The organism is Curtobacterium sp. MCPF17_003, from assembly GCF_003224385.1.
In the GTDB taxonomy this organism is placed as follows: domain Bacteria; phylum Actinomycetota; class Actinomycetes; order Actinomycetales; family Microbacteriaceae; genus Curtobacterium; species Curtobacterium flaccumfaciens.
Genome location: NZ_QKLC01000004.1, coordinates 157,982 through 181,088, shown reverse-complemented (window position 1 = coordinate 181,088; position 23,107 = coordinate 157,982). Strand labels below are relative to the sequence as shown.

Below are 23,107 nucleotides of genomic sequence, written 5' to 3'. Positions count from 1 at the left end.
CGACTACTCGACGGTGACCGACTTCGCGAGGTTGCGTGGCTGGTCCACGTCGAGGCCCTTGGCGGCGGCGAGCTCCATCCCGAACATGTGCAGCGGTGCCACGGCGAGCAGCGGCTCGAACAGCGGGGTCGCGAGGGGGATCCGCAGGACCTCGTCGGCGAAGGGCAGCACCGCGGCGTCGCCTTCTTCAGCGATGGCGATCACCCGGGCACCGCGGGCGCGGATCTCCTGGATGTTCGAGACGACCTTCGGGTGCAGCGATCGGGGGTCGCGCGGCGACGGCACGATGACGAAGACGATCTGGCCCGGCTCGATCAGGGCGATCGGGCCGTGCTTGAGCTCCCCGGCGGCGAAGCCCTCGGCGTGGATGTACGCGAGCTCCTTGAGCTTGAGGGCACCCTCGAGCGCGATCGGGTAGCCGACGTGGCGGCCGAGGAACAGCACGCTCCGGGTGTCCGCCATCCAGCGGGCCAGGTCCTTGATGCCGGCGGCGTCCTCGATGGTCTGCTGCAGCTTCGGCGCGAGCCCCTCGAGCTCGGCCACCTGCTCGGCGATCTGCTCGGCGGTGAGCGTGCCGCGCAGCGTCGCCAGGTGTAGCCCGAGCAGGTAGAGCGCGACGCCCTGGGCGATGAAGGCCTTGGTCGACGCGACGGCGACCTCGGGCCCGGCGTGCGTGTAGATCACGGCGTCGGACTCACGCGGGATCGTGGCGCCCTGGGTGTTGCAGATCGACAGGACCTGCGCGCCCTGCTCGCGGGCGTACTTGACGGCCATGAGCGTGTCCATGGTCTCGCCGGACTGGCTGATCGAGACGACCAGGGTGCGCTCGTTCAACACCGGGTCGCGGTAGCGGAACTCGTGGGCGAGCTCGACCTCGACCGGCACACGGGCCCACTGCTCGATGGCGTACTTGCCCAGGATGCCGGCGTAGGCGGCGGTGCCGCAGGCGATCACGATGACGCGCTCGACCGTCGCCAGGCGGTCGGCGATCGGGTCGAGGTCGGTCAGCGTGACGGCGCCGTCGTGGACGCGGCCGAGGATCGTCTTCGCGACGGCCTCGGGCTCCTCGCTGATCTCCTTCGCCATGAACGAGCTCCAGCCGCCCTTGTCGGCGGCGGAGGCGTCCCAGTTGACCTCGAACTCGGTCGGCGTGGCCGGGGTGCCGTCGAAGTGGATGACGTCGACGCCGTCGGGGCGGATCGTGGCGATCTCGTCCTGCCCGATCGACAGTGCGCGCTGCGTGTAGGCGACGAACGCGGCGACGTCCGAGCCCATGAAGTTCTCACCGTCGCCGAGCCCGACCACCAGGGGCGAGTTGCGACGGGCACCGACGACGACGCCGGGCTGGTCGGCGTGCACGACGAGGAGCGTGAAGGCCCCCTCGAGCCGCTGCACGGCCCGCTGCATCGCTGCGGTCAGGTCACCGGTCTCGCGGAAGGCGCGTCCGACCAGGTGAGCGGCGACCTCGGAGTCGGTCTCGCTGCGGAACTCGATGCCCTCGGCCTGCAGATCGGCGCGGAGCTCGGAGAAGTTCTCGATGATGCCGTTGTGGATGAGGGCGAGCTTGTCGCCGTCGGCCAGGTGCGGGTGGGCGTTGCCGTCGGTCGGGCCACCGTGGGTCGCCCAGCGGGTGTGCCCGATGCCGGTCGTGCCGTCCGGGATCGGCGACGACTCGAGCTCGTCGACCAGGGCCTGGAGCTTGCCGGCCTTCTTGGCCGACACGAGGTCCCCTGCTGGGTCGACGACGGCGATGCCCGCCGAGTCGTAGCCGCGGTACTCGAGGCGACGGAGGCCACCGAGGAGGACGTCCTGGCTGCTGTTGCTGCCGACGTAGCCGACGATTCCACACATGGAACCGATCCTACGGTCTGCCTGGACGCCGACCCTGCGAAGTCCCAGGGGTGGGGATAACGTTTCGGCCATGGGACGCTTCGACGACATCGCCATCACCACACTGCACGGCGAGGACACCACGTTCGGCGCCTACGCCGACAAAGCCGTACTGGTCGTGAACGTCGCCTCCCGGTGCGGCCTCGCTCCGCAGTACGAGCAGCTCGAGTCCCTGCAGAAGCAGTACGGCCCCCGCGGGTTCACGGTGCTGGGCTTCCCGAGCAACCAGTTCCTGCAGGAGCTCGGCTCGTCCGAGGCGATCGACGAGTACTGCTCCACCACGTGGGGTGTGACGTTCCCGATGTCCGAGAAGGTCAAGGTCAACGGCAAGAGCGCGCACCCGCTCTACCAGGCCCTCAAGGAGACCCCGGACGCCGACGGCAAGGCCGGCCGGGTCGCCTGGAACTTCGAGAAGTTCCTCGTCGCGCCCGACGGCACCGTCACGCGCTTCCGCCCCACCACCAAGCCGGACGCCCCCGAGGTCGTCGCCGCCATCGAGGCGGCCCTGCCCGCCTGACGCGTCGCGTCCTGCGGGCGCGCACCGAGCACTGGCCGGGAGGCCCGGGGCACGTGAGCCGACCGGCTCACGTGCCCCGGGCCTCCCGTCTGTACGCTCGATCCCATGCCGTTCTCGGAGACCGCCGTCGCGCACCCGACCCCGTTCGTGGAGATCCCGCGTGACGAGTGGTCCCAGCTCGCCCCGAAGGAGCACCTGTCGCTCACCGAGACCGAGATCGTGCAGCTGCGCGGTCTCGGCGACCGGTTGGACATGCAGGAGGTGCAGGAGGTCTACCTGCCCCTGTCCCGCCTGCTCACGCTCTACGCCGCCGGTGCGCGGAACCTGCACGCCGAGACGAGCCGGTTCCTCGGGGAGCGCGCCGGACGCACGCCGTTCGTCATCGGCGTCGCCGGTTCCGTCGCGGTCGGCAAGTCCACCGTCGCCCGTCTGCTGCGCGAGCTGACGAAGCGCTGGCCGGACACCCCTCGGGTCGAGCTCGTGACGACCGACGGCTTCCTGTACCCGAACGCCGAGCTGGAGCGCCGCGGGATCATGGACCGCAAGGGCTTCCCGGAGTCGTACGACCGCCGCTCCCTGCTGCGCTTCGTGAGCCAGGTGAAGAGCGGGGCGACCGAGGTCCGCGCGCCGTACTACTCGCACCTGGTCTACGACATCGTGCCCGATGCCGAGATCGTCGTCCGGCAGCCCGACGTGCTCATCGTCGAGGGTCTCAACGTGCTGGCGCCCCCGGTGCACGGGCGGCTCGCACTGTCCGACTTGTTCGACTTCACGATCTACGTGGACGCGAAGACGAAGGACATCGAGTCCTGGTACATCGACCGGTTCCTCGCCCTGCAGGAAGAGGCGTTCTCGAGCCCCGACTCGTTCTTCCACCGGTTCGCCTCGCTGTCGCGTGAGGACGCGGTGCGGACGGCGACCGAGGTCTGGCGGGCGATCAACGAGCCGAACCTGATCGAGAACGTGCTGCCCACGCGCTCCCGCGCCACCCTGGTGCTGAAGAAGGGCGCGAACCACAAGGTGAACTCGGTCCTGCTCCGCAAGATCTGAGCTGGGGCGACACGGAACCAGGTTCCGGACACCACACCAGGGAAGAACACGGTGCTGTGTCCGGAACCTGGTTCCGTGAGCGGCGAACGCCCCTACGCGACGTCGAGCGCCAGGCGGTCCTGCACGACCGCGGCGAGCTCCTCGGCGATGCGCTGGGCATCGTCCTGCGAGGCAGCCTCGACCATGACGCGCACAACCGGCTCGGTGCCCGACGGACGGAGCAGCACACGGCCGCTGTCCCCGAGCGCCTCGGTGGCGGCGGCGATGGCGTCCTGCACGCCCTGGTCGGCGAGCCCGTGGCGATCGACGCCCCGGACGTTGAGCAGCACCTGCGGGAACACGGTCATGCACGAGGCGAGCTCCTGCAGCGACTTCCCCGTCCGTGCCATCTCGGCCACCAGGTGCAGCCCGGTCAGGATGCCGTCGCCCGTGGTGGCGAACTCGTTGAAGATGATGTGGCCGGACTGCTCGCCACCGATGGAGTAGTCGCCCTCGGTCATCTTCTCGAGCACGTAACGGTCGCCCACGCCGGCCTCGATCACGGTGATGCCCGCGTCGGCCATGGCGCGCTTCAGCCCGAGGTTCGACATGACCGTCGCGACGAGGGTGTCGTCCTTCAGTCGTCCGCGCTCCTGCAGGGACAGCGCGAGGATCGCCATGATCTGGTCACCGTCGATCGCGTTGCCCGCGGCGTCGACCGCCAGGCAACGGTCCGCGTCGCCGTCGTGTGCGATGCCGACGTCGGCGCCGTGCTCGAGCACCGCGCGGGCGAGGTTGTCGATGTGGGTCGAACCGACGCCGTCGTTGATGTTCCAGCCGTCGGGGTCGGCGCCGATGAGCGTCACGCGGGCACCCGCGTTGACGAACACCTCGGGCGAGACGCCGGCGGCGGCACCGTTGGCGCAGTCGAGCACCACGTGGATGCCGTCGAGCCGGTGCGGCAACGTGCCGAGCAGGTGCACCACGTAGCGGTCCTCGGCGTCGGCGAACCGCGAGATGCGCCCGACGTCGATGCCGGTGGGGGTGGGTGCGGAGTGGTCGTGCATGGCCGCTTCGATGCGGTCCTCGACCTCGTCCGGAAGCTTGCGGCCACCCGTGGCGAAGAACTTGATCCCGTTGTCGGGAGCGGGGTTGTGCGATGCGGAGATCATCACGCCGAAGTCGGCGTCGATGTCCGCGACGAGGAACGCCGCGGCGGGGGTGGGGATGACCCCGGCGTCGAGCACGTCGACGCCGGCCGAGGCGAGCCCGGCCGCGACGGCGGCACCGAGGAACTCGCCGGAGACGCGCGGGTCGCGCGCGAGGACCGCGCGCGGGCGCGGTCGACCCGACGCCCGGCGGGCGTCGGCGTGGTGTCCGTGTGTGAGGACGGCCGCGCTCGCCTGGGCAAGACCCAGTGCGAGCGCGGCCGTCAGCTCGCCGTTGGCGAGACCACGAACCCCGTCGGTACCGAACAGACGCGGCATGGCGATCTTCAGCCGGTGACGACTAGCGCTTCGAGAACTGCGACGCCTTGCGGGCCTTCTTGAGACCGGCCTTCTTGCGCTCGATGACGCGGGCGTCACGGGTGAGGAAGCCGGCCTTCTTGAGGGTCGCGCGGTTGTTCTCGCGGTCGATCTCGTTCAGGGTGCGGGCGATGGCGAGGCGGAGCGCGCCGGCCTGACCCGAGGGGCCACCACCGGTGATGCGGGCGACGACGTCGTACGAGCCGAGGAGCTCGAGCACCTTGAAGGGGTCGTTGATGAGCTGCTGGTGCAGCTTGTTCGGGAAGTAGTCCTCGAGCGTGCGGCCGTTCACGACGAACGTGCCGGAGCCCGGGACGAGCCGGACGCGCGCGATGGCCTCCTTGCGGCGCCCGACGGCACCGCCGGAGACGTTGAGGATCTGACGGGGAGCGGCCTCGGCAGCGGCGGGTGCGCTCTCCGTGGTGAAGCTCTCCGGGGTCTGGTCGAGGGAATCAGCGATCTGAGCCATGAGTTTTCTGTGTCCTTGAAGTCGTCGTGGCCGGAACTACTGTGCGACCTGGTCGAAGATGTACGGCTTGGGCTGCTGCGCGGCGTGCGGGTGCTCCGCGCCGGCGTAGACCTTCAGCTTCTTGAGCTGCTCGCGGCCGAGGGTGTTCTTCGGCAGCATGCCGCGGATCGCCTTCTCGACGGCGCGGGTGGGGTGCTTCTCGAGCATCTCCGGGTAGGAGGTCGCCGTCAGGCCGCCCGGGTAGCCCGAGTGACGGTAGTAGACCTTCTTCGCGAGCTTCGAACCGGTCAGGGCGACCTTGTCGGCGTTCACGATGATGACGAAGTCACCCATGTCCATGTGCTGGGCGAAGGTGGCCTTGTGCTTGCCGCGCAGGAGCGCCGCGGCGTGGGTGGCGAGACGGCCGAGGACGACGTCGGTGGCGTCGATGACGATCCAGTCGTGCTGGACGTCTGCCGGCTTCGGTGAGAACGTGCGAGTCACAGGAGTGCTGCTTTCGTGTCGAGGTGAGGAGTCCGTGAATCCCACTCCGGTCGGGAGTTCCACGGGCAGAAGCACGGGGAACACCTCTGTTGGAGGGCTCATCTGACTGTCCGCGCGCGGGGCGCACAGACCAAGGTGAGAGCTTAGCCGACGCGGGGTACGTCGGTCAAACGCGCCCCGCTGTCGGCCTGGAGGCGCGTGGCGGCCCGCACCGTGCCTCCCGTCCGCCCTGGGGCCGGCCCCACCGCCCATGGTGTGCAGGAACGGTCGGGTCCCCACTGCGGACCCGACCGTTCCTGCACACCACCCACCCCCGTGGGGCGTGGGGACTACTCCGCAGCCACAGCCCGACGTCGGCGACGCACGACCAGCACACCCGCACCCGCCGCGAGCAGCAGGAACGCCACCACCGCACCGGCACCGAGGCCCGCAGCACCCGTGAACGCGAGCTGCCCATCCGTGGTGATCGTGATCGGGGTCCACCCGATCAACGACCCGTCCGCAGCCGTCACCACCAACCGGTGCACCCCAGCCGCGGTGCCCGCCGGGATCGTCACCCGCACCGTCCCGTCCGCAGCCACCACCGCGGTCCCGATCAGCGTCGGGGTCGAGAACAGCCACACGTTCACCGTGTCACCGGCCGACGCGGTGCCGACCGTCACCGTGATCGTCTCCCCCGCACGAGCCGACGACGGAGCCGACACCCCACCACGGCTCGCCTCCGTCAACAGCGACACCGACGGCGCCACCGGAGCAACCGGGGCAACCGGCGGCGTGCTCCCGTCGACCGGCGGCACCGGGGCCGGCGTCGGGTTCGGCACCGGCGTCGGGGTCGGAACCGGCGTCGGGTCCGTGCCCGGGTCGGTGCCCGCGGCGTCCAGGTCGAACCCGACCAGGATCGGGTCGTGGTCGCTCGCCCGGTACACGTCGTCGTTGTACAGGTTCGTCGCGTTGTAGTTGTAGCGGCTGTACTCCAGGCCCACCGACTCGACCGAGTTGATGTTCCAGATGTCCACGCCCGTGACCGTCTCGAGCGCGGCCTTCGACGCGAACACGTGGTCGAGCGAACCGCTCAGGCCGGAGAACACGTACGAGTACTCGGTACTGTCGAGCGCCGGGCCGAGGTCGGTGTAGCCGGCCTCGTCGAGGACCACCACCGGGTCCTCCTTGCTGTACGCGTTGAAGTCGCCGAGCATGAACACCTTGTCGGTGCCGTACTGCTCCTGCATGTCGGTGGAGAACGTCACGAGGGCCTTCGCCTGCTCGACGCGGTCGGCGTTCGACGCCCCCTGTCCGTCGCCCTGATCGGCGTTCTCGCCGGTGCCGGAGCCCTTCGACTTGAAGTGGTTCGCGATCACCAGGAAGTCGTCGTCCGCGGTGCCGCCGACCGGGCGGAACGCGTCCGCGACGGGCTGGCGGGCGTTCGTGAACGCGTCGTGGAGCAGGATCGTCGACTCGCCGACGGGCTCGACGCGGTCCTTCTTGTAGATGATGGCGAGGCGGATGACGTCTTCGCTCGCGGGCACGACGGCCGGGGACTTCGCGTAGGCCCAGGTGTCCTGGCCGGTGGCGGCGTTGAGCGCGTCGACCAGGGTGGCCACGGCGGCGTCGCGGTCCTGACCGAAGCGGACGGAGTTCTCGATCTCCTCGAGCGAGACGACGTCGGCGTCCAGGCCGTTGATCGCCTTGACGATCTTGACCTGCTGGCGCAGGAAGTCCTCCTCCTCGGCGGCACCGCGGGCATCGCAGCCCGAGTTCACCGTGACGGGGTCTCCGGCACGGTCCGTGTAGTACTTGCAGCCGGTGAGCTCGTCGCCCGTGGTCGGGAAGTAGTTGAGCACGTTGAAGCCGGCGAGCTTCAGGTCACCACCGACGTCCTGCGGTGCCGGCTGGCGCACCTTCGAGAACGACGCCGGCAGCTCGGCGGCCGGGGTCGCACCCGTGATCGGCGCGGTCGGCTGGAACTTCCACCCGTTGTTGCGGTAGTCGAGGACGACCGGCTCGGTGAAGGTGGCTGCGGCCCCGACGGTGACCGGGCCCTGGGTGAGCCACGACACGGGGATGCCCTGGTTCGCCTGGGTCAGGAAGTTGGTGCTCGCACCGTCGTCGAGCGTGACCTTGCGCGCGGCGTTGTCGGCCTCGACGGCCTTCGCCTCGGCGCTGCCCGGTCGGCCGACCTCGGTCGGCTGGACCAGGCGCTTCGTGCCGCTGGCGAGCACGACCTCGCCGTACTGGTTCGTCGTGTAGTTGTCCGCGACGGTGTACGCCCCCTGGGGAGCGACGAGCATGCTCTCGAGCGACTCGCGCTGGGCGTCGGACGACGGGAACGCGACCGCGGCCGGCTGCGGTGCCGCGACGGGGTCGGTCAGCTGCTGCACCGACGAGGCCCCGGACACCGTGAGCTCGGTCAGGCCGAAGTACTCGGAGACGGCGCCGGTGACCCGCACGTGGTCGCCCTCGTGCACCAGCCCGGCGGTGGCGGACGAGAAGACGAACACGGCGTCGGACGCGGTGTGGGCGGCGAGGTCGATCGCGCCGCCGGTGCCCGGGGTCTGGATCGTGTAGCCGTTGAAGCCGCCGGTGCCGTAGACCGCGGTGACGACGCCGTCCGTCGTGACGTTCTTGCCGACGTACGGCGAGGTGTCCGTGGTGCCCTGCAGCTGGGCGATGGTCACCGTCTCGGCGGGGGTGCCGGGCGTCGGGGTCCCGCCGTCACCCGGGTCGGTCGGTTCCGTGGGCTCGGTCGGTGCCGTCGTCTCGCCCGCGGCGTTCCGCGGGGTGAGCGTCGTCGTCACCGAGAAGTCCGCACCGTTGACGTCGGTGTCCGTGGTGCCCTGGCGGACCAGGCCGTTCGGCACGGAGTTGTCCCCGGTCACGGTGCGCACGGCCGACTCGAACGTGTTCGAGGCGCCGTAGCCGAGCAGGTCGACCACGCCGTCGGTGCCGGTGGCGACGGGTCCGGCGGCGAGTGCCAGGGGTGCGGTGGCGTCGGACAGCACGAGCGTGCCGGTGGTACCCGATGGGTTGAGCGTCGCGGTGTCGTCGGCGGCGGGCAGGTCCTCGCCGGCGGGGGTGGCCCCGCCGTTGCCCGCCATCGACACCAGGAAGGTGCCCTTCGCCGGCACGGTGCCCTGGAGCGCACTGGCCGAGAACGTGCCGGTGCCCGTGGCCGACCGGTACTGCAACGACCACCCGTCGAGCGACACGGCGGCGTCGGTCGGGTTGCCGATCTCGACGAACTTCTCGTTGTAGAACGCGCCCTTGCTCCCCGCCTTCAGGTAGGCCTCCTCGATGACGAGGTCGGTCCCCTCGGGGTTCGCGGTCGCTGCGGTGACGGTGACGAGTGGAGCCGCGAGGAGCGTCGCGGCCGCCGTGGCGCACAGCAGAGTGCGCCCGAGGGTGTTGGCCATGACCGCACGCTACCGACCTGCGGGGACATTCAGGTTGCGTCGAGGTAAATGATTGCGTTCGGCAACATCAGCCGATCGCGCGGCATCAGCCGATCGCGTTCTGCGGCACAGCCGATCGCGCGGCATCAGCCGAACGGCAGCCACGTCCCACCCACACGTCGGACGGCCGGTCCGTGTCCCGGCAGCACGAGAGCCGGGAACGGCAGCGCCCGTGCGGACTCGAGCGCGCGGTCCTGGTCGGCGGTGAAGAACGGTGTGATCATCCGCGGGCGCGGGGCCCACGACCCCGGCTGGGTGTCGTGCCGACTGACGACGGCGTCGCCGGTGACGATCGCGTCCGCCGCGGGCAGCAGGTAGGCGGTCGAGCCGTCGGTGTGGCCGACGGCCGGGAACGGCGAGATCGCCCGACCCGCGAAGTCCGCACCGGTGAACGCGCGAGCGGACGGCACGGTGGTGGGCCGCAGGGCGTCGGATCGGATCGCCCGCACCAGCCAGGCGAGCACACGGGGGCTGGCGAGCCGGCCGCCGATCTCCGCCGGGGTGACCTGCTGCCGCTCCGGTCCGCGCACGTTGGCGAGCTCGTCGGCGTGGGCGAGCACCTCGACGTCGGGGTACCGCTCGAGGATCCCGGGGATGCCGCCGACGTGGTCGACGTGTCCGTGCGTCACGTAGACGCGACGGAGATCGGCGGGGTCGTGTCCGGCGGCGCGCACGGTGTCGAGCACGAGGTCGGTGTCGGCCGGGTACCCGGCGTCGATCAGCGCGACGCCGTCCTCCTCCGCCAGCACCACCCAGTTGGACACCGGACCCTCGACGAAGACGACTCCGGGGGCGACGGACACGACGGAACGGGGTTCGCGCGGGCTCATCCCTCGACGCTACCGTCCACCGACCGTCGGGCCCGGGTCTGCTCCGCCCGCTCCGCGAGCTCCGCGTCCGCCGGGTACCCCACCTCGGTCAGGGTCAGTCCCTTCGCCGGCGCCGTCTTGAAGGCGCTCGTGCGTTCCTCGGCGACGCGGAGTTCCTCGAGGCGGTCCGGGCCGAAGCGGCCCTCGCCGACGGCGATGGTCGCGCCGACCATCGCCCGGACCATGGAGTGGCAGAAGGCGTCGGCCTGGAGGCGCGCCACCAGCACGCCGTCCGGCTCGCGGTCCCAGCGGAACTGCTGCAACGTCCGGATGGTCGTCGCCCCCTCGCGCGGCTTGCAGAACGTCGCGAAGTCGTGCAGCCCGAGCAACGTCAGCGCACCGCGCTCCATCGCTGCCGGGTCGAGCCGCGCCGCGTGCCAGACCGTGTGCCCGCGCCGACGTGGATCGCGCGGGGCGTCGGCGTCCGCGATCCGGTACTCGTACCGGCGCCAGAGCGGGGAGAACCGGGCGTCGAACCCGGCGGGCGCCACCGAGGCACCGGTGACGACGACGTCCCCCTCGGGTGCTGCGATGCCGTTGACCCGCTTGACCAGCCCGTCGAGCGGTGAGCGACCCGTCCCGCGCTTGGCGGTGAGCGCTGCCCACTGCTCCGCCGACAGGTCCAGGTGTGCGACCTGCCCCGTGGCGTGCACCCCGGCGTCGGTGCGTCCGGCGACGGTGAGCAACGGCGGTTCGCCCCAGCGGGTGAAGACGGTGGCGAGTGCGCTCTCGAGCGCGCCCTGCACCGTCCGGAGCCCGGGCTGCCGAGCCCACCCGGAGAACGCCGCCCCGTCGTAGGCGATGTCCAGTCGCAGCCGCACGTCACCCGTGCTGTCGGGGTCCTGGAAGCCGACCGTCTCGTCCACGTGACCACCGTAGCGGGGGTGATCCGTGCCTCCCGGCCCGCGCTCGGTCCGCCGGACGGCGACCGCCCGCACCCCTTCAGCCGCGCGGACGGCCGAACGCCGACGGACCGGTCCGGGTGTCGAGGTCGTCGGTGGCGCGCCGCTCGGACTCGACGATCCCGCGCAGGGCGACGAGCGCGGCCGAGGTGACCGCGACGTGGGAGGGGTTCTCACGCGATTCGTCGAGCGCGGTCTCGAGTCGTGCGATGGCCGCTTCGGCCTGGTCCTCCGGGGAGTCACCGCGGATCGTGCTGGCGATCTTCCGCAGCGCTTCGGCGATGGGGGTGGCGAACGCGGGGTCCGGACGCCCGACACCCTCGGAGACCGGACCGGAGCGCGCCACGAGCTCGGTGAGGTCGGTCGTGTACCAGGCGACGCGCTCCAGTGCCCGGAAGCGTCCGCCGTCCTTCTGGAGCCGCGCTCGCGACCCACGCAGTGCCCCACGGGGGTTGAGCCGGCGGCTCTCGTGCGCGATCGCCACCCGCGACCGGACGTCCGCGATCGCGCGGTCCAGGCGGTCCTGCTGGTGGTCCCACGCCTTCTCGTCGCGCTTGCCCTCCTCGAGCACGGCTGCCAGCCCGTCGAGGTGGTCCGCCAGCACACCGTTCACCGCGTCGATGCGGTGTTCGGCGTCCCAGAAGTGCAGCGGCGGGAACACCAGGAAGTTGACCAGCAGCCCGACGACGACACCCACGGCCATCTGCACGAGGTACCCGAGCGAGTAGCCCTCGGCGTGCGCGCCGCCGACGAGCAGCACGAAGAGCGCCGCGGTCGACACCCACGAGCTCCCCTCCCCCAGCACGCGGAACCCGCCGACCAGCACCCCGACGCCGACCGCGAGCGCGATCGCGAGGAAGCCGGGATCGCCGACCCACATCGTGAACGCGGCGATGAGGATGCCGAGGGCGATCCCGACCAGGGTCTGCACACCGCTCCGGATGCCCGCGAACACCGTGGTCTGCATCGCGACGACGGCGCCGAGTGGCGCGTAGTACGGGTACTCGGCCGCGACGCCCGGGATGTGCTGCGCCACGAGCCAGGCGATCACCGCAGCGGCGGCGGCCTTGCCGGCGTGCAGCAGGCGCGGCTGCGTGCCCGAGGTCCGGCTCCACCGCCAGACCCGTGTCCCCAGACCCGCAACGTGCTGGAACGCCATGACTTCCTTCCCTGTCGTACCGGTCGGCCACCCTACGCGGCGCGTCGCTCGTGCCGTGGAGTCCGTGCACGCGAGGAAGCCCCCGCGACCTGGGTCGCGAGGGCTTCCTCGTGGTGGTGCGGCGCCCCGGAGGGCACCGGACTACTTGGTGTCGGCGTCGTCCGACTTCTCGGCGGCGTCGGCCTCGACCTCGGCAGCAGCCTCGGTCTCGGACTCGGTCTCGACCGGGGCGGACTCCTCGGTGGTCTCGGTCTCCTCGACCGGGGCCTCCTCGGCGGTCTCGTCAGCGGCCGGCTCGTCGACCGGGGCGGCAGCAGCGGCCGGAGCCGAGTTGCGCTTGACCGGAGCGGGCGTGCTCGAGACGGGCTCGAGGACGAGCTCGATCGACGCCAGCGGAGCGTTGTCGCCCTTGCGGAAGCCGAGCTTCGTGATGCGGGTGTAACCGCCCTGGCGGTCCTCGACCTGGGGGGCGATCTCGGTGAACAGCGTGTGCACGACGGACTTGTCGCGCAGGATGCTGATCACACGACGACGCGCGTGCAGGTCGCCCCGCTTCGCGAACGTGATGAGACGCTCGGCGACCGGGCGGAGGCGCTTGGCCTTCGTCTCGGTGGTCGTGATGCGACCGTGCGTGAAGAGGGCGTTGGCGAGGTTGCTCAGGAGCAGGCGCTCGTGGGCGGGACCGCCACCGAGGCGGGGGCCCTTGGTGGGCTTCGGCATGTCAGTTCTCCAGTGGTGAAAGTGGTGCGCGCGGTGTCAGCGCGCTTGCGCGTGAGCGCGAGGTCAGTTGTTGGACTCGTCCTCGTCGTACCCGCTGTAGAAGTGGGCGCCGTCGAATCCGGGGACGGTGTCCTTGAGGGACAGGCCGAGCTCGGTGAGCTTGTCCTTGACCTCGTCCACCGACTTCTGACCGAAGTTGCGGATGTTCATGAGCTGCGTCTCCGACAGGGCGACGAGCTCGGACACCGTGTTGATGCCCTCCCGCTTCAGGCAGTTGTAGCTGCGGACCGACAGGTCGAGGTCCTCGATCGGGGTCTGCAGTTCGTTCGAGAGCACGGCGTCGACCGGCGCGGGGCCGATCTCGATGCCCTCGGCCGCCGTGTTGAGCTCGCGAGCGAGCCCGAACAGCTCGACCAGCGTGCGGCCGGCCGACGCGATGGCGTCGCGCGGCGTGATGGCCGGCTTCGCCTCGACGTCGACGACCAGGCGGTCGAAGTCCGTGCGCTCACCGGCACGCGTCGCCTCGACGCGGTAGGTGACCTTGAGGACCGGCGAGTAGATCGAGTCGATCGGGATCTGACCGGCTTCGCTGAACTCGGAACGGTTCTGCGTCGCCGAGACGTAGCCACGGCCACGCTCGATCGTGAGCTCGAGCTCGAAGCGCGCGGTGTCGTTCAGGGTCGCGATGACGAGTTCCGGGTTGTGGATCTCGACGCCGGCCGGAGCGGAGATGTCCGCTGCGGTGACCTGACCGGCACCCTGCTTGCGCAGGTACGCCGTGATGGGCTCGTCGTGCTCGCTGGAGACGACCAGGCTCTTGATGTTGAGGATGATCTCGGTGACGTCTTCCTTGACACCGGGAACGGTGCTGAACTCGTGGAGGACGCCGTCGATGCGGATGCTGGTGACAGCCGCGCCGGGGATCGAGGAGAGGAGCGTGCGGCGCAGCGAGTTGCCGAGGGTGTAACCGAAGCCCGGCTCGAGCGGCTCGATGACGAAGCGCGAGCGGTGCTCGGAGATCGGCTCCTCGGTCAGGGTGGGGCGCTGTGCAATGAGCACTGTGGGATTCCTTTCGGCGAAGTGTCCGCTATATGACACTTGGCGGTACGACGGGGCCGCATGGGCCCCGACGGGTCTGTTGAGTTGTGATCACGCGCACACACGTGCGCGATCGAACGACCAGGAATGGCCGCGGGCCCTGCCCGCGCTCGCCGGAACGGATCCGGTCAGGGGACGAGCAGGGCGCGGCCGGTTGCTCCTCGCGTCAGACGCGACGGCGCTTGGGCGGGCGGCACCCGTTGTGCGCCTGCGGCGTGACGTCGTTGATCGAGCCGACCTCGAGGCCAGCGGCCTGGAGCGAGCGGATCGCGGTCTCGCGACCCGAACCCGGGCCCTTCACGAAGACGTCGACCTTCTTGACGCCGTGCTCCTGCGCCTGACGCGCAGCGGACTCGGCGGCGAGCTGCGCCGCGAACGGCGTCGACTTGCGCGAACCCTTGAAGCCCACGGCACCCGAGGACGCCCAGCTGAGGACGGCACCCGACGGGTCGGTGATGCTGACGATCGTGTTGTTGAACGTGCTCTTGATGTGGGCCTGGCCCACAGCGACGTTCTTCTTCTCCTTGCGGCGCGGCTTGCGCGCGGCAGTCTTGGGGGTAGCCATCGGGGTCTCCTATCGAGCCTTCTTCTTGCCTGCCACGGTGCGCTTCGGTCCCTTGCGGGTACGAGCGTTGGTCTTGGTGCGCTGACCGCGCACCGGGAGACCACGACGGTGGCGGAGACCCTCGTAGCTGCCGATCTCGACCTTGCGGCGGATGTCGGCGGCGACCTCACGGCGGAGGTCACCCTCGACCTTGAAGTTGCCCTCGATGAAGTCACGGAGGGCGACGAGCTGGTCGTCGGTCAGGTCCTTGACGCGGATGTCACCGGAGATACCGGTCTCCGTCAGTGCCTGGACGGCGCGGGTACGGCCGACGCCGTAGATGTACGTGAGTGCGATCTCCACGCGCTTCTCGCGCGGGATGTCGACGCCTGCTAGACGTGCCATGTGATGGCTGCTCCTGTTGTCGATGGAGGTGTGGCGCAGTACCGGTGCTCGGGCCTCCGCCCCGAGGTGTCCCCCGGCCGTCGTGCGACCGGGTTCTGGTACTGCGTTGTCGATCTTCAGTTGTGGGTCGTGCTCGAGCAGCCTGGTGTCCGATGGACACCGTCGGCGCCGGTCACGCGCCCGGGACTAGCCCTGGCGCTGCTTGTGACGCGGGTTGCTCTTGCAGATCACCATGACGCGGCCCTTGCGGCGAATCACGCGGCAGTGTTCGCAGATGGGCTTGACGCTGGGGTTGACCTTCATGGTTCTTTCCTCGTGCTCGCTGGCTTCGTGCTCGGCAGGATTGCCGTGCCGTTCCTTTCCAGCTCGCGGATCACTTGTAGCGGTAGACGATCCGGCCGCGGGTCAGGTCGTACGGGCTCAGCTCCACGATCACGCGGTCCTCGGGGAGGATGCGGATGTAGTGCTGGCGCATCTTCCCGGAGATGTGCGCGAGGACCTTGTGTCCGTTCGTCAGCTCAACGCGGAACATCGCGTTGGGCAGAGCTTCGAGCACCGAGCCTTCGATCTCGATGACGCCGTCTTTCTTGGCCATAGCCTCACTGTCGCTTGGTTGTGGAACTGGTGTGATCCCCGAACCGGTCTGCGGGTCGGTCGCCACACCCGAGAGGGCATGACACACCAAAGATCGATCTTATGTGGTAAACCCGCAATTGCCAAGTGGGGACGCGGAACACCCCACGTCTGGGGCTTCCGGAGCCGTGCCTGAGCGTTCCACAGTGGTTTGACGGCGCGCTCCGGGCGCGCACTTGCGCGCGAACCGTAGTTTTGCTCCGCAGCCACGTCCGCCGCACCAGCAGCTCGCGCCGGACCACCGAACGGAGAACACGTGCCCGACGCCACCCGACGCCCCTTCGCCAGCCACGGCAAGCAGGCCCGTCGTCGGGGTTGGGGCACGCTCGTCACCGTCGTCGCGGCCGCCGTCGCCGTCCTGCTCGTCAGCGGCACGAGCGTCGCCGCGATCGCAGGCGCGCAGCTCGCCGCCGCGCCGCAGACGGTCGCACTCAGCACCGACGACCAGAACACCGCCAAGACCGCGGACATCTCGGCGATCAAGGGCGGAGCGAACATCCTGCTCATCGGCAGCGACACGCGGGTCGGCCAGTTCGACTCCGACGAGGACGTCGAGGGCGCCCGCAACGACGTCACGATGCTCATCCACATCTCGGCGGACCACCAGCAGCTCACCGCGGTCAGCTTCCCCCGTGACCTGATGGTCCCGATCCCGGCCTGCACCAACCCCGCGACCGGCACGACCTACCCCGCGTCCACCTCGGCGATGTTCAACACCGCGCTCGGCAACGGCGGTGTCTCCTGCGTCGTGGACACGGTCGAGAACCTGACCGGCCTGAGCATCCCCTACGCCGGGCTCATCACCTTCGACGGCGTGATCGAGATGTCGAACGCCCTCGGCGGCGTGGACGTGTGCGTTGCCGAGCCGATCGACGACACCTTCACCGGCCTGCACCTCACGACGGGCTCGCACTCCCTCGAGGGCTCGGACGCACTCGCCTTCCTGCGCACCCGCCACGGGGTCGGCGACGGCAGCGACCTCGCCCGCATCAGCTCGCAGCAGGTGTTCCTGTCGGCGCTCCTCCGCAAGGTCACCTCGGACGGCACGCTCTCGAACCCGATCACGCTCTACAAGCTGGCCGGCGCCGCCCTGTCCAACATGACGCTGTCCGACGGCCTGGCCCAGACCGGCACCCTGGTCAAGCTCGCCTCGGCGCTGCGCGGGATGAGCACGGCCAACATGCTCTTCGTGCAGTACCCGGTGGCCGACGACCCCGCCGACGATGCCCGGGTGATCGTCGACCAGGAGACGGCCCACACCCTGAACGTGGCGCTGCAGAACGACGTCCGGTCCTCGCTGAGCGACTCGAGCACCGGTCGCGCGTCCGAGGAGTCGCCGTCCAGCGGCGGGACGTCGAGCAGCACCGGGTCGTCCGGGACCTCGGGTCCGTCCGGCACCTCGGGTTCGTCAGGGACTTCGTCGTCCGCCGACGTGCCATCGGCGGCGCCGAGCGCCACCGCCACTCGGACGCCGACCGCGTCGGCGACGCCGCTGCCCTCGTCGATCACCGGGCAGAGCGCCTCCGAGGAGACCTGCTCCGTCGGCAACTGACACGACGCCACGGCGTCCGTCGGGCACTGATCGGATGGGTCCACCCGACGTGGGCGACACGGCGGACGCCAGCCGGGCCTCCCGGCCGTCGCATCGTGCAGATCCGCCGAGCGTGGGCACGGGATCCGGACCGGAGGCCCGTCCTACGGGATCGGGACGGGCGTCACACCCAGCGGGGCCAGGCCCCGAGCGCCGCCGTCGGCGGCCGTGAGCACCCAGATCCCAGCCGCGTGCACCGCGACACTGTGCTCCCAGTGCGCGGCGTCGGAGCCGTCGAGCGTCCGGACCGTCCAGTCGTCGTCGTCCGTCGAGCTGTCGATCGTGCCGGCCGTGACCATGGGCTCGATGGCGACCACCAGCCCCGGCTTGACGGCAGGGCCGGCGCCACGGACGCGGTAGTTGAAGACCGGCGGGTCCTCGTGCATCGACCGGCCGATGCCGTGACCGGTGTAGTCCTCGACGATGCCCCACGCGCCGGTCTCGTCGATCGCGTCTTCCACAGCGGAGCCGACCTCGTGCAGGTTCTTCGCGTGGGCGAGCGCGGCGATGCCGTGCCAGAGCGACCGCTCGGTCGTGTCGCAGAGCGTCTGCCGGGCCGCGGTGACCGTGGCGTCGCCACCGGGCACGACGGTCGTGAACGCGCTGTCACCGTTCCAGCCGTCGACCTCGGCGCCGGCGTCCACCGACACGATGTCGCCGGGCGCGAGCACGCGCTCTCCGGGGATCCCGTGCACGATCTCGTCGTTCACCGACACGCACAGCGTGTGGCGGTAGCCGGGCACGAGCTGGAAGTTCGGGATCCCACCGCCGTCACGGATGGTGCGCTCGGCGATCGCGTCGAGTTCGCCGGTCGTGATGCCCGGGCGGATCGCTGCCCGGACGGCGTCGAGCGCCTCGGCGGTCAGCAGGCCCGGCCGGACCATCGCCCGGAGCTCGTCCGGGGTCTTGTAGATCGAGGGCTTCTTGAACCGCACCACGCTGGTCAGACGGTCGCGGAGAGCCCGCGGCCCGCCAGTGCCGTCTGGATGCGGTCGCCGACCTCGTCGATCGCTCCGAGGCCGTCGACGTCGACCACCAGGCCACGCTCGCCGTACGCCGCCACGATGGGCGCCGTCTGCTCGGCGTACACCTGCTGACGACGACGGATCGTCTCCTCGTTGTCGTCGCTGCGACCCTGGTCCTCGGCACGCTTGAGCAGGCGCCCGACGAGCTCGTCCTGGTCGGCGACGAGCTGCACGACGGCGTCGATCGCGGTGCACTGCTCGGCGAGCAGCGCGTCGAGGTACTCGACCTGACCGACCGTGCGCGGGTACCCGTCCAGCAGGAACCCGTGCTCGGCGTCGGGCTCCCGCAGGCGGGACTTCACGAGCTCGTTCGTCAGGGAGTCCGGCACGTAGTCGCCGGCGTCCATGATCGCCTTCGCCTGCACGCCGAGGGGCGTGCCCTCTGCCACGTTCTTGCGGAAGATGTCCCCGGTCGAGATCGCGGGGATCCCGAAGGAGTCCGCGATGCGGCCGGCCTGGGTGCCCTTCCCGGCTCCGGGAGGTCCGACGATGATGAGACGTGCGCTCAACGGAGAAGCCCTTCGTAGTGACGCTGCTGCAGCTGCGAGTCGATCTGCTTCACGGTCTCGAGACCGACACCCACGATGATGAGGATGCTCGCGCCACCGAACGGGAAGTTCTGGTTCGCGCCGAACAGCGCCAGTGCTGCCAGCGGGATGAGCGCGATGAGACCGAGGTAGAGCGAGCCGGGCAGCGTCACCCGGGTGAGGACGTAGTCGAGGTACTCGGCGGTCGGACGACCGGCACGGATGCCGGGGATGAACCCGCCGTACTTCTTCATGTTGTCGGCGACCTCTTCGGGGTTGAAGGTGATCGCCACGTAGAAGTACGTGAACCCGACGATGAGCAGGAAGTACAGGACCATGTAGAACCAGTTGTCACCCGAGGTCAGGTTGTTCTGGATCCAGGTCACCCAGGCTGCCGGCTCGGAGCCGTCCGAGGGCTGGTTGAACTGCGCGATCAGGGCCGGCAGGTACAGCAGCGACGAGGCGAAGATGACGGGCACGACGCCGGCCATGTTCACCTTGATCGGGATGTAGGTGTTGTTGCCGCCGTACGTCCGCCGCCCGACCATGCGCTTGGCGTACTGCACGGGGATCCGCCGCTGTGACTGCTCGACGAACACGACGGCCATCATGATCACGAGTCCGACCAGGATCACGAACAGGAAGAGCTCGAACGACTGCGACTGCTCGATCGCCCAGAGCGCCGACGGGAACTGCGCCGCGATCGACGTGAAGATCAGGAGCGACATGCCGTTGCCGATGCCGCGCTCGGTGACGAGCTCGCCCATCCACATGATGAGGCCGGTGCCGGCGGTCAGCGTGACGACCATCAGCATGATGGCGTACCAGCTGTCGTTCGAGATGATCGAGGTGCAGGACGCGGAGGCGTTCGTGCCGAACAGGGCGCCGGAGCGAGCGACCGTGATCAGCGTCGTGGACTGCAGGACACCGAGCGCGATCGTGAGGTAGCGCGTGTACTGCGTCAGCTTCGCCTGGCCCGACTGGCCCTCCTTGTAGAGGGTGTCGAAGTGCGGGATGACCACACGCAGGAGCTGCACGATGATCGACGACGTGATGTACGGCATGATGCCGAGCGCGAAGACCGAGAGCTTCAGCAGCGCGCCGCCGGAGAAGAGGTTGATGAGGTCGTAGAGCCCGCCGGAGGACGACGCGCTGGCGAGACAGCTCTGCACGGCGGCGTAGTCGACGAACGGTGCCGGGATGTACGACCCGAGACGGAACAGCGCGATGATCGCGAGGGTGAAGCCGATCTTCTTGCGAAGATCAGGGGTGCGCATGATGCGCGCGACCGCTCTGAACACGATGACTCCGAACTTGTGGGACCGGGGCCGTCGATCGCGGCCGGACCGGTTTCGGTCGGCAGGGCCGACCCGGCTGGCGGATGCCGGCCACTGTCAAGGAAACCGTAACGGCGGCCCGTGCGCAAACGCACGGGCCGCCGACGGGGGTTACTGGGAGACGGTGCCGCCAGCAGCCACGATCTTCTCGGCGGCGGACGCCGAGACCTTGTCGACCGCGACCGTGATCTTCACGGTGATGTCACCCTGACCGAGAACCTTGACCTTCTCGTTCTTGCGGACGGCGCCCTTGGCGACCAGGCCCGCAACGGTGACGTCGCCACCGTCGGGGTAGAGCTCCGAGATCTTGTCCAGGTTCACGACCTGGTACTCGACCCGGAACGGGTTCTTGAACCCGCGGAGCTTCGGGGTGCGCATGTGCAGCGGCATCTGCCCACCCTCGAAGCCGACCCGGACCTGGTAACGGGCCTTCGTGCCCTTGGTACCACGCCCAGCGGTCTTGCCCTTCGAGCCCTCACCGCGACCCACACGGGTGCGGTCCTTCTTGGCGCCCTCTGCGGGACGGAGGTGGTGCAGCTTCAGCACCTGCACGCGCTCGTTCTTCTCGTCGCTCATGCGTCGACCTCCTCGACCTTCACGAGGTGCGCCACCGTCGCGATGTACCCGCGGTTCTGGGAGTTGTCCTCACGCTCGACCGAACGGCCGATGCGCTTGAGGCCCAGGCTGCGCAGGGTGTCGCGCTGGTACTGCTTCTCGCTGATAACGGACTTGATCTGCGTGATCTTCAGCATCGCCATCACGCACCTGCCTTCTCGGTCGCGGCACGCAGGGCTGCGGCCTCGGCCTGGAGCAGACGGGCCGGGACGACCCGCTCGACGTCGAGGCCACGACGGCTCGCGACGGCGCGGGGCTCCTCGAGCTGCTTCAGGGCCTCGACGGTCGCGTGCACGATGTTGATGGTGTTCGACGAGCCGAGCGACTTGCTCAGGACGTCGTGGATGCCGGCGCACTCGAGCACGGCGCGGACCGGACCACCGGCGATGACACCGGTACCGGGGCCGGCCGGACGCAGGAGGACGACGCCAGCGGCGGCTTCACCCTGCACCGGGTGCGGGATCGTGTTACCGACGCGGGGGACGCGGAAGAAGTTCTTCTTCGCCTCTTCGACACCCTTGGAGATCGCCGTGGGGACCTCCTTGGCCTTGCCGTAGCCGACGCCCACGAGGCCGTTGCCGTCACCGACGACGACGAGCGCCGTGAAGCTGAAGCGACGACCACCCTTGACGACCTTCGAGACGCGGTTGATGGTCACCACGCGCTCGAGGAACTGGCTGTCGCCACCGCGGTTGTTGCGGTCGCGGCCCTGCTGACGGTCACGACCGCCACCACGACGGCCACGGTTGTCGGCGGAGTCGCGGTTGTTGGACGCGGAGCCCGCGGCGGTCTCGACCGGACGCTCGGCGACGGCAGGTGCCTCCGCCTCCTTGCCGGTCTTGGCGCCCTCGGTGGTCGCCTCGGCGGTTGCCTCGGTGGCCGTGGCCTCCGTGCTCGCCTCGGTGGTCTCCGTGGCCTCGACGGCCTCGGTCTTGGCGTCTTCGTTGGTGTTCGCGTTGTCGCTCACAGGTTCAGCCCTCCTTCACGGGCACCATCGGCGATCGCGGCGACGCGACCGGCGTACTTGCTGCCACCGCGGTCGAAGACCACGGCCTCGACGCCAGCCGACTTCGCGCGCTCGGCGAGGAGCTCACCGACGCGACGGGCCTTGGCGGTCTTGTCGCCGTCGAACGAGCGGAGGTCTGCCTCCATCGTCGAGGCGCTGGCGAGGGTGTGACCCTTCGAGTCGTCGATGACCTGCACGAACACGTGACGCGACGAGCGGGTGACGGCGAGACGGGGACGAGCCTCGGTGCCAGTGATCTTCTTGCGGAGACGGTTGTGACGACGCGCCTTGGCGGCCGCCTTGCTCTTGCCTCGTGTCTTGAGGAGTCCCATGATCACTTACCTGACTTTCCGGCCTTGCGGCGCACGTTCTCGCCGGCGTAACGGACACCCTTGCCCTTGTAGGGCTCGGGCTTCCGGAGCTTCCGGATGTTCGCGGCGACCTCGCCGACAGCCTGCTTGTCGATACCGGCCACGGTGACCTTGTTGTTGCCCTCCACCGCGAAGCTGATGCCCGCCGGCGGCTCGACCGTGATCGAGTGGGAGTACCCGAGCGCGAACTCGAGGTTCGAGCCCTTGGCCGCGACACGGTAACCGGTGCCGACGACCTCGAGGCCCTTGGTGTAGCCCTGGGTCACGCCGATGATGTTGTTGGCGATGAGGGTCCGGGTCAGTCCGTGGAGCGAACGCGACTCGCGCTCGTCGTCCGGACGGGTGACGAGGACCTGGTTCTCCTCGACCTTGGCCTGGATGGGCTCGGCGATGACGAGCGCGAGCTCGCCCTTCGGGCCCTTGACCGCCACGTTCTGACCGTCAACGGAGACGGTGACGCCGGCGGGGATGTCGATGGGGAGACGTCCGATTCGTGACATTGTCGATCACCACACGTAGGCGAGGACTTCCCCACCCACGCCCTTCTGCTCGGCTTCGCGGTCGGTCAGGAGGCCGGAGGAGGTCGAGAGGATCGCCACGCCGAGGCCACCGAGGACCTGGGGGATCTCCGTCGACTTCGCGTAGACCCGGAGGCCCGGCTTCGAGACGCGCTTGATGCCGGCGATCGAACGCTCGCGCTCGGGGCCGTACTTCAGGTCGATGGTGAGGGTCTGCCCGACTCGGGCATCCTCCACCTTCCACTCGCTGATGTAGCCCTCACGCTTGAGGATGTCGGCGATGTTCTTCTTGAGCTTGGAGCTCGGGAGCGCGACTGCGTCGTGGTGCGCGGAGTTCGCGTTCCGCAATCTGGTCAGCATGTCTGCGACCGGATCGGTCATCGTCATGATGTTCGTCCATTTCTCGCCTGGTTTCGACACCCGT

Annotated in this window: 26 protein-coding genes; 3 read left to right on the top strand and 23 right to left on the bottom strand. The window is 69.6% G+C overall.

Annotated features, from left to right (window positions below; all coding sequences use genetic code 11):
• Positions 1 to 3: 3 nt before the first annotated feature.
• Positions 4 to 1,851, bottom strand: a complete 1,848-nt coding sequence (gene glmS / locus DEJ30_RS06235) for a glutamine--fructose-6-phosphate transaminase (isomerizing) (RefSeq protein ID WP_110859512.1) — start codon at positions 1,849 to 1,851, stop codon at positions 4 to 6.
• A gap of 70 nt (positions 1,852 to 1,921) precedes the next feature.
• Between glmS and DEJ30_RS06230 the strand changes: the two genes are divergently transcribed.
• Both DEJ30_RS06230 and coaA read left to right on the top strand, forming a co-directional pair.
• Positions 1,922 to 2,407: a glutathione peroxidase gene (locus tag DEJ30_RS06230; protein WP_110859511.1), complete on the top strand. Its 486-nt coding sequence runs from the start codon at positions 1,922 to 1,924 to the stop codon at positions 2,405 to 2,407.
• A gap of 105 nt (positions 2,408 to 2,512) precedes the next feature.
• Entirely contained in the window at positions 2,513 to 3,457 is a 945-nt protein-coding gene (coaA, locus tag DEJ30_RS06225; RefSeq protein WP_110859510.1) for a type I pantothenate kinase, read from the top strand.
• A 92-nt stretch (positions 3,458 to 3,549) separates the two neighbouring features.
• Here coaA and glmM read toward each other — a convergent pair whose 3' ends face one another.
• The 13 genes from glmM to infA all read right to left on the bottom strand — a co-directional run bounded on the left by glmM (position 3,550) and on the right by infA (position 15,655).
• Positions 3,550 to 4,923: a phosphoglucosamine mutase gene (gene glmM / locus DEJ30_RS06220; protein ID WP_110859509.1), complete on the bottom strand. Its 1,374-nt coding sequence runs from the start codon at positions 4,921 to 4,923 to the stop codon at positions 3,550 to 3,552.
• Positions 4,924 to 4,945: 22 nt separating this feature from the next.
• A complete protein-coding gene (gene rpsI / locus DEJ30_RS06215) occupies positions 4,946 to 5,431 on the bottom strand; it encodes a 30S ribosomal protein S9 (RefSeq protein WP_027466716.1) in 486 nt (161 codons plus the stop codon).
• Positions 5,432 to 5,467: 36 nt separating this feature from the next.
• On the bottom strand, positions 5,468 to 5,914 hold the full coding sequence (gene rplM / locus DEJ30_RS06210) for a 50S ribosomal protein L13 (protein ID WP_027466717.1): 447 nt from the start codon (positions 5,912 to 5,914) through the stop codon (positions 5,468 to 5,470).
• A gap of 329 nt (positions 5,915 to 6,243) precedes the next feature.
• Positions 6,244 to 9,324: an ExeM/NucH family extracellular endonuclease gene (locus tag DEJ30_RS06205; RefSeq protein ID WP_181420019.1), complete on the bottom strand. Its 3,081-nt coding sequence runs from the start codon at positions 9,322 to 9,324 to the stop codon at positions 6,244 to 6,246.
• 125 nt (positions 9,325 to 9,449) lie between these two features.
• Positions 9,450 to 10,193 (bottom strand): MBL fold metallo-hydrolase, encoded by a 744-nt coding sequence (locus DEJ30_RS06200; protein WP_110859508.1) that lies wholly within the window; start codon positions 10,191 to 10,193, stop codon positions 9,450 to 9,452.
• The gene (truA, locus tag DEJ30_RS06195) at positions 10,190 to 11,098 is read right to left on the bottom strand and encodes a tRNA pseudouridine(38-40) synthase TruA (RefSeq protein ID WP_110859507.1); all 909 of its coding nucleotides are present in this window, start codon (positions 11,096 to 11,098) and stop codon (positions 10,190 to 10,192) included. Before truA ends, DEJ30_RS06200 begins: the two co-directional genes overlap by 4 nt.
• 76 nt (positions 11,099 to 11,174) lie before the next feature.
• Positions 11,175 to 12,293 carry an aromatic acid exporter family protein gene (locus DEJ30_RS06190; RefSeq protein ID WP_110859506.1) on the bottom strand — a complete coding sequence of 373 codons (1,119 nt, stop codon included), beginning with the start codon at positions 12,291 to 12,293 and terminating at the stop codon, positions 11,175 to 11,177.
• Between the two features lie 141 nt (positions 12,294 to 12,434).
• On the bottom strand, positions 12,435 to 13,013 hold the full coding sequence (gene rplQ, locus DEJ30_RS06185; protein WP_110859505.1) for a 50S ribosomal protein L17: 579 nt from the start codon (positions 13,011 to 13,013) through the stop codon (positions 12,435 to 12,437).
• 63 nt (positions 13,014 to 13,076) lie between these two features.
• Positions 13,077 to 14,072: a DNA-directed RNA polymerase subunit alpha gene (locus DEJ30_RS06180; RefSeq protein ID WP_017885506.1), complete on the bottom strand. Its 996-nt coding sequence runs from the start codon at positions 14,070 to 14,072 to the stop codon at positions 13,077 to 13,079.
• A gap of 205 nt (positions 14,073 to 14,277) precedes the next feature.
• Positions 14,278 to 14,676 carry a 30S ribosomal protein S11 gene (gene rpsK / locus DEJ30_RS06175; RefSeq protein ID WP_017885507.1) on the bottom strand — a complete coding sequence of 133 codons (399 nt, stop codon included), beginning with the start codon at positions 14,674 to 14,676 and terminating at the stop codon, positions 14,278 to 14,280.
• 9 nt (positions 14,677 to 14,685) lie between these two features.
• On the bottom strand, positions 14,686 to 15,060 hold the full coding sequence (gene rpsM / locus DEJ30_RS06170; protein ID WP_017885508.1) for a 30S ribosomal protein S13: 375 nt from the start codon (positions 15,058 to 15,060) through the stop codon (positions 14,686 to 14,688).
• Between the two features lie 186 nt (positions 15,061 to 15,246).
• Complete coding sequence (gene rpmJ / locus DEJ30_RS06165) at positions 15,247 to 15,363, bottom strand: 50S ribosomal protein L36 (protein ID WP_022903266.1); 117 nt, start codon at positions 15,361 to 15,363, stop codon at positions 15,247 to 15,249.
• A gap of 70 nt (positions 15,364 to 15,433) precedes the next feature.
• Positions 15,434 to 15,655 (bottom strand): translation initiation factor IF-1, encoded by a 222-nt coding sequence (gene infA / locus DEJ30_RS06160; protein ID WP_017885509.1) that lies wholly within the window; start codon positions 15,653 to 15,655, stop codon positions 15,434 to 15,436.
• A 294-nt stretch (positions 15,656 to 15,949) separates the two neighbouring features.
• Here infA and DEJ30_RS06155 point away from each other — a divergent pair, with 294 nt between their 5' ends.
• Positions 15,950 to 17,245 carry an LCP family protein gene (locus tag DEJ30_RS06155; protein WP_110859504.1) on the top strand — a complete coding sequence of 432 codons (1,296 nt, stop codon included), beginning with the start codon at positions 15,950 to 15,952 and terminating at the stop codon, positions 17,243 to 17,245.
• Positions 17,246 to 17,388: 143 nt separating this feature from the next.
• Here the strand turns inward: DEJ30_RS06155 and map are convergent, their stop codons facing one another.
• From map to rpsH, 9 genes are all read right to left on the bottom strand, one after another.
• A complete protein-coding gene (gene map, locus DEJ30_RS06150; RefSeq protein ID WP_250895737.1) occupies positions 17,389 to 18,168 on the bottom strand; it encodes a type I methionyl aminopeptidase in 780 nt (259 codons plus the stop codon).
• A 59-nt stretch (positions 18,169 to 18,227) separates the two neighbouring features.
• The gene (locus DEJ30_RS06145) at positions 18,228 to 18,818 is read right to left on the bottom strand and encodes an adenylate kinase (RefSeq protein WP_110859502.1); all 591 of its coding nucleotides are present in this window, start codon (positions 18,816 to 18,818) and stop codon (positions 18,228 to 18,230) included.
• The gene (gene secY / locus DEJ30_RS06140) at positions 18,815 to 20,137 is read right to left on the bottom strand and encodes a preprotein translocase subunit SecY (protein ID WP_027466722.1); all 1,323 of its coding nucleotides are present in this window, start codon (positions 20,135 to 20,137) and stop codon (positions 18,815 to 18,817) included. The genes DEJ30_RS06145 and secY overlap by 4 nt, the downstream gene beginning before the upstream one ends.
• Positions 20,138 to 20,284: 147 nt before the next feature.
• Positions 20,285 to 20,749: a 50S ribosomal protein L15 gene (gene rplO / locus DEJ30_RS06135; RefSeq protein WP_017885514.1), complete on the bottom strand. Its 465-nt coding sequence runs from the start codon at positions 20,747 to 20,749 to the stop codon at positions 20,285 to 20,287.
• A complete protein-coding gene (gene rpmD, locus DEJ30_RS06130; protein ID WP_017885515.1) occupies positions 20,746 to 20,931 on the bottom strand; it encodes a 50S ribosomal protein L30 in 186 nt (61 codons plus the stop codon). The genes rplO and rpmD overlap by 4 nt, the downstream gene beginning before the upstream one ends.
• Positions 20,931 to 21,755, bottom strand: coding sequence for a 30S ribosomal protein S5 (gene rpsE, locus DEJ30_RS06125; RefSeq protein WP_110859501.1), 825 nt, complete (start codon positions 21,753 to 21,755; stop codon positions 20,931 to 20,933). The genes rpmD and rpsE overlap by 1 nt, the downstream gene beginning before the upstream one ends.
• Positions 21,752 to 22,126 carry a 50S ribosomal protein L18 gene (gene rplR, locus DEJ30_RS06120; protein ID WP_027466725.1) on the bottom strand — a complete coding sequence of 125 codons (375 nt, stop codon included), beginning with the start codon at positions 22,124 to 22,126 and terminating at the stop codon, positions 21,752 to 21,754. Before rplR ends, rpsE begins: the two co-directional genes overlap by 4 nt.
• Before the next feature lie 2 nt (positions 22,127 to 22,128).
• Entirely contained in the window at positions 22,129 to 22,665 is a 537-nt protein-coding gene (rplF, locus tag DEJ30_RS06115) for a 50S ribosomal protein L6 (RefSeq protein WP_017885518.1), read from the bottom strand.
• A 6-nt stretch (positions 22,666 to 22,671) separates the two neighbouring features.
• Positions 22,672 to 23,070, bottom strand: a complete 399-nt coding sequence (rpsH, locus tag DEJ30_RS06110) for a 30S ribosomal protein S8 (protein ID WP_017885519.1) — start codon at positions 23,068 to 23,070, stop codon at positions 22,672 to 22,674.
• Positions 23,071 to 23,107 lie beyond the last annotated feature (37 nt).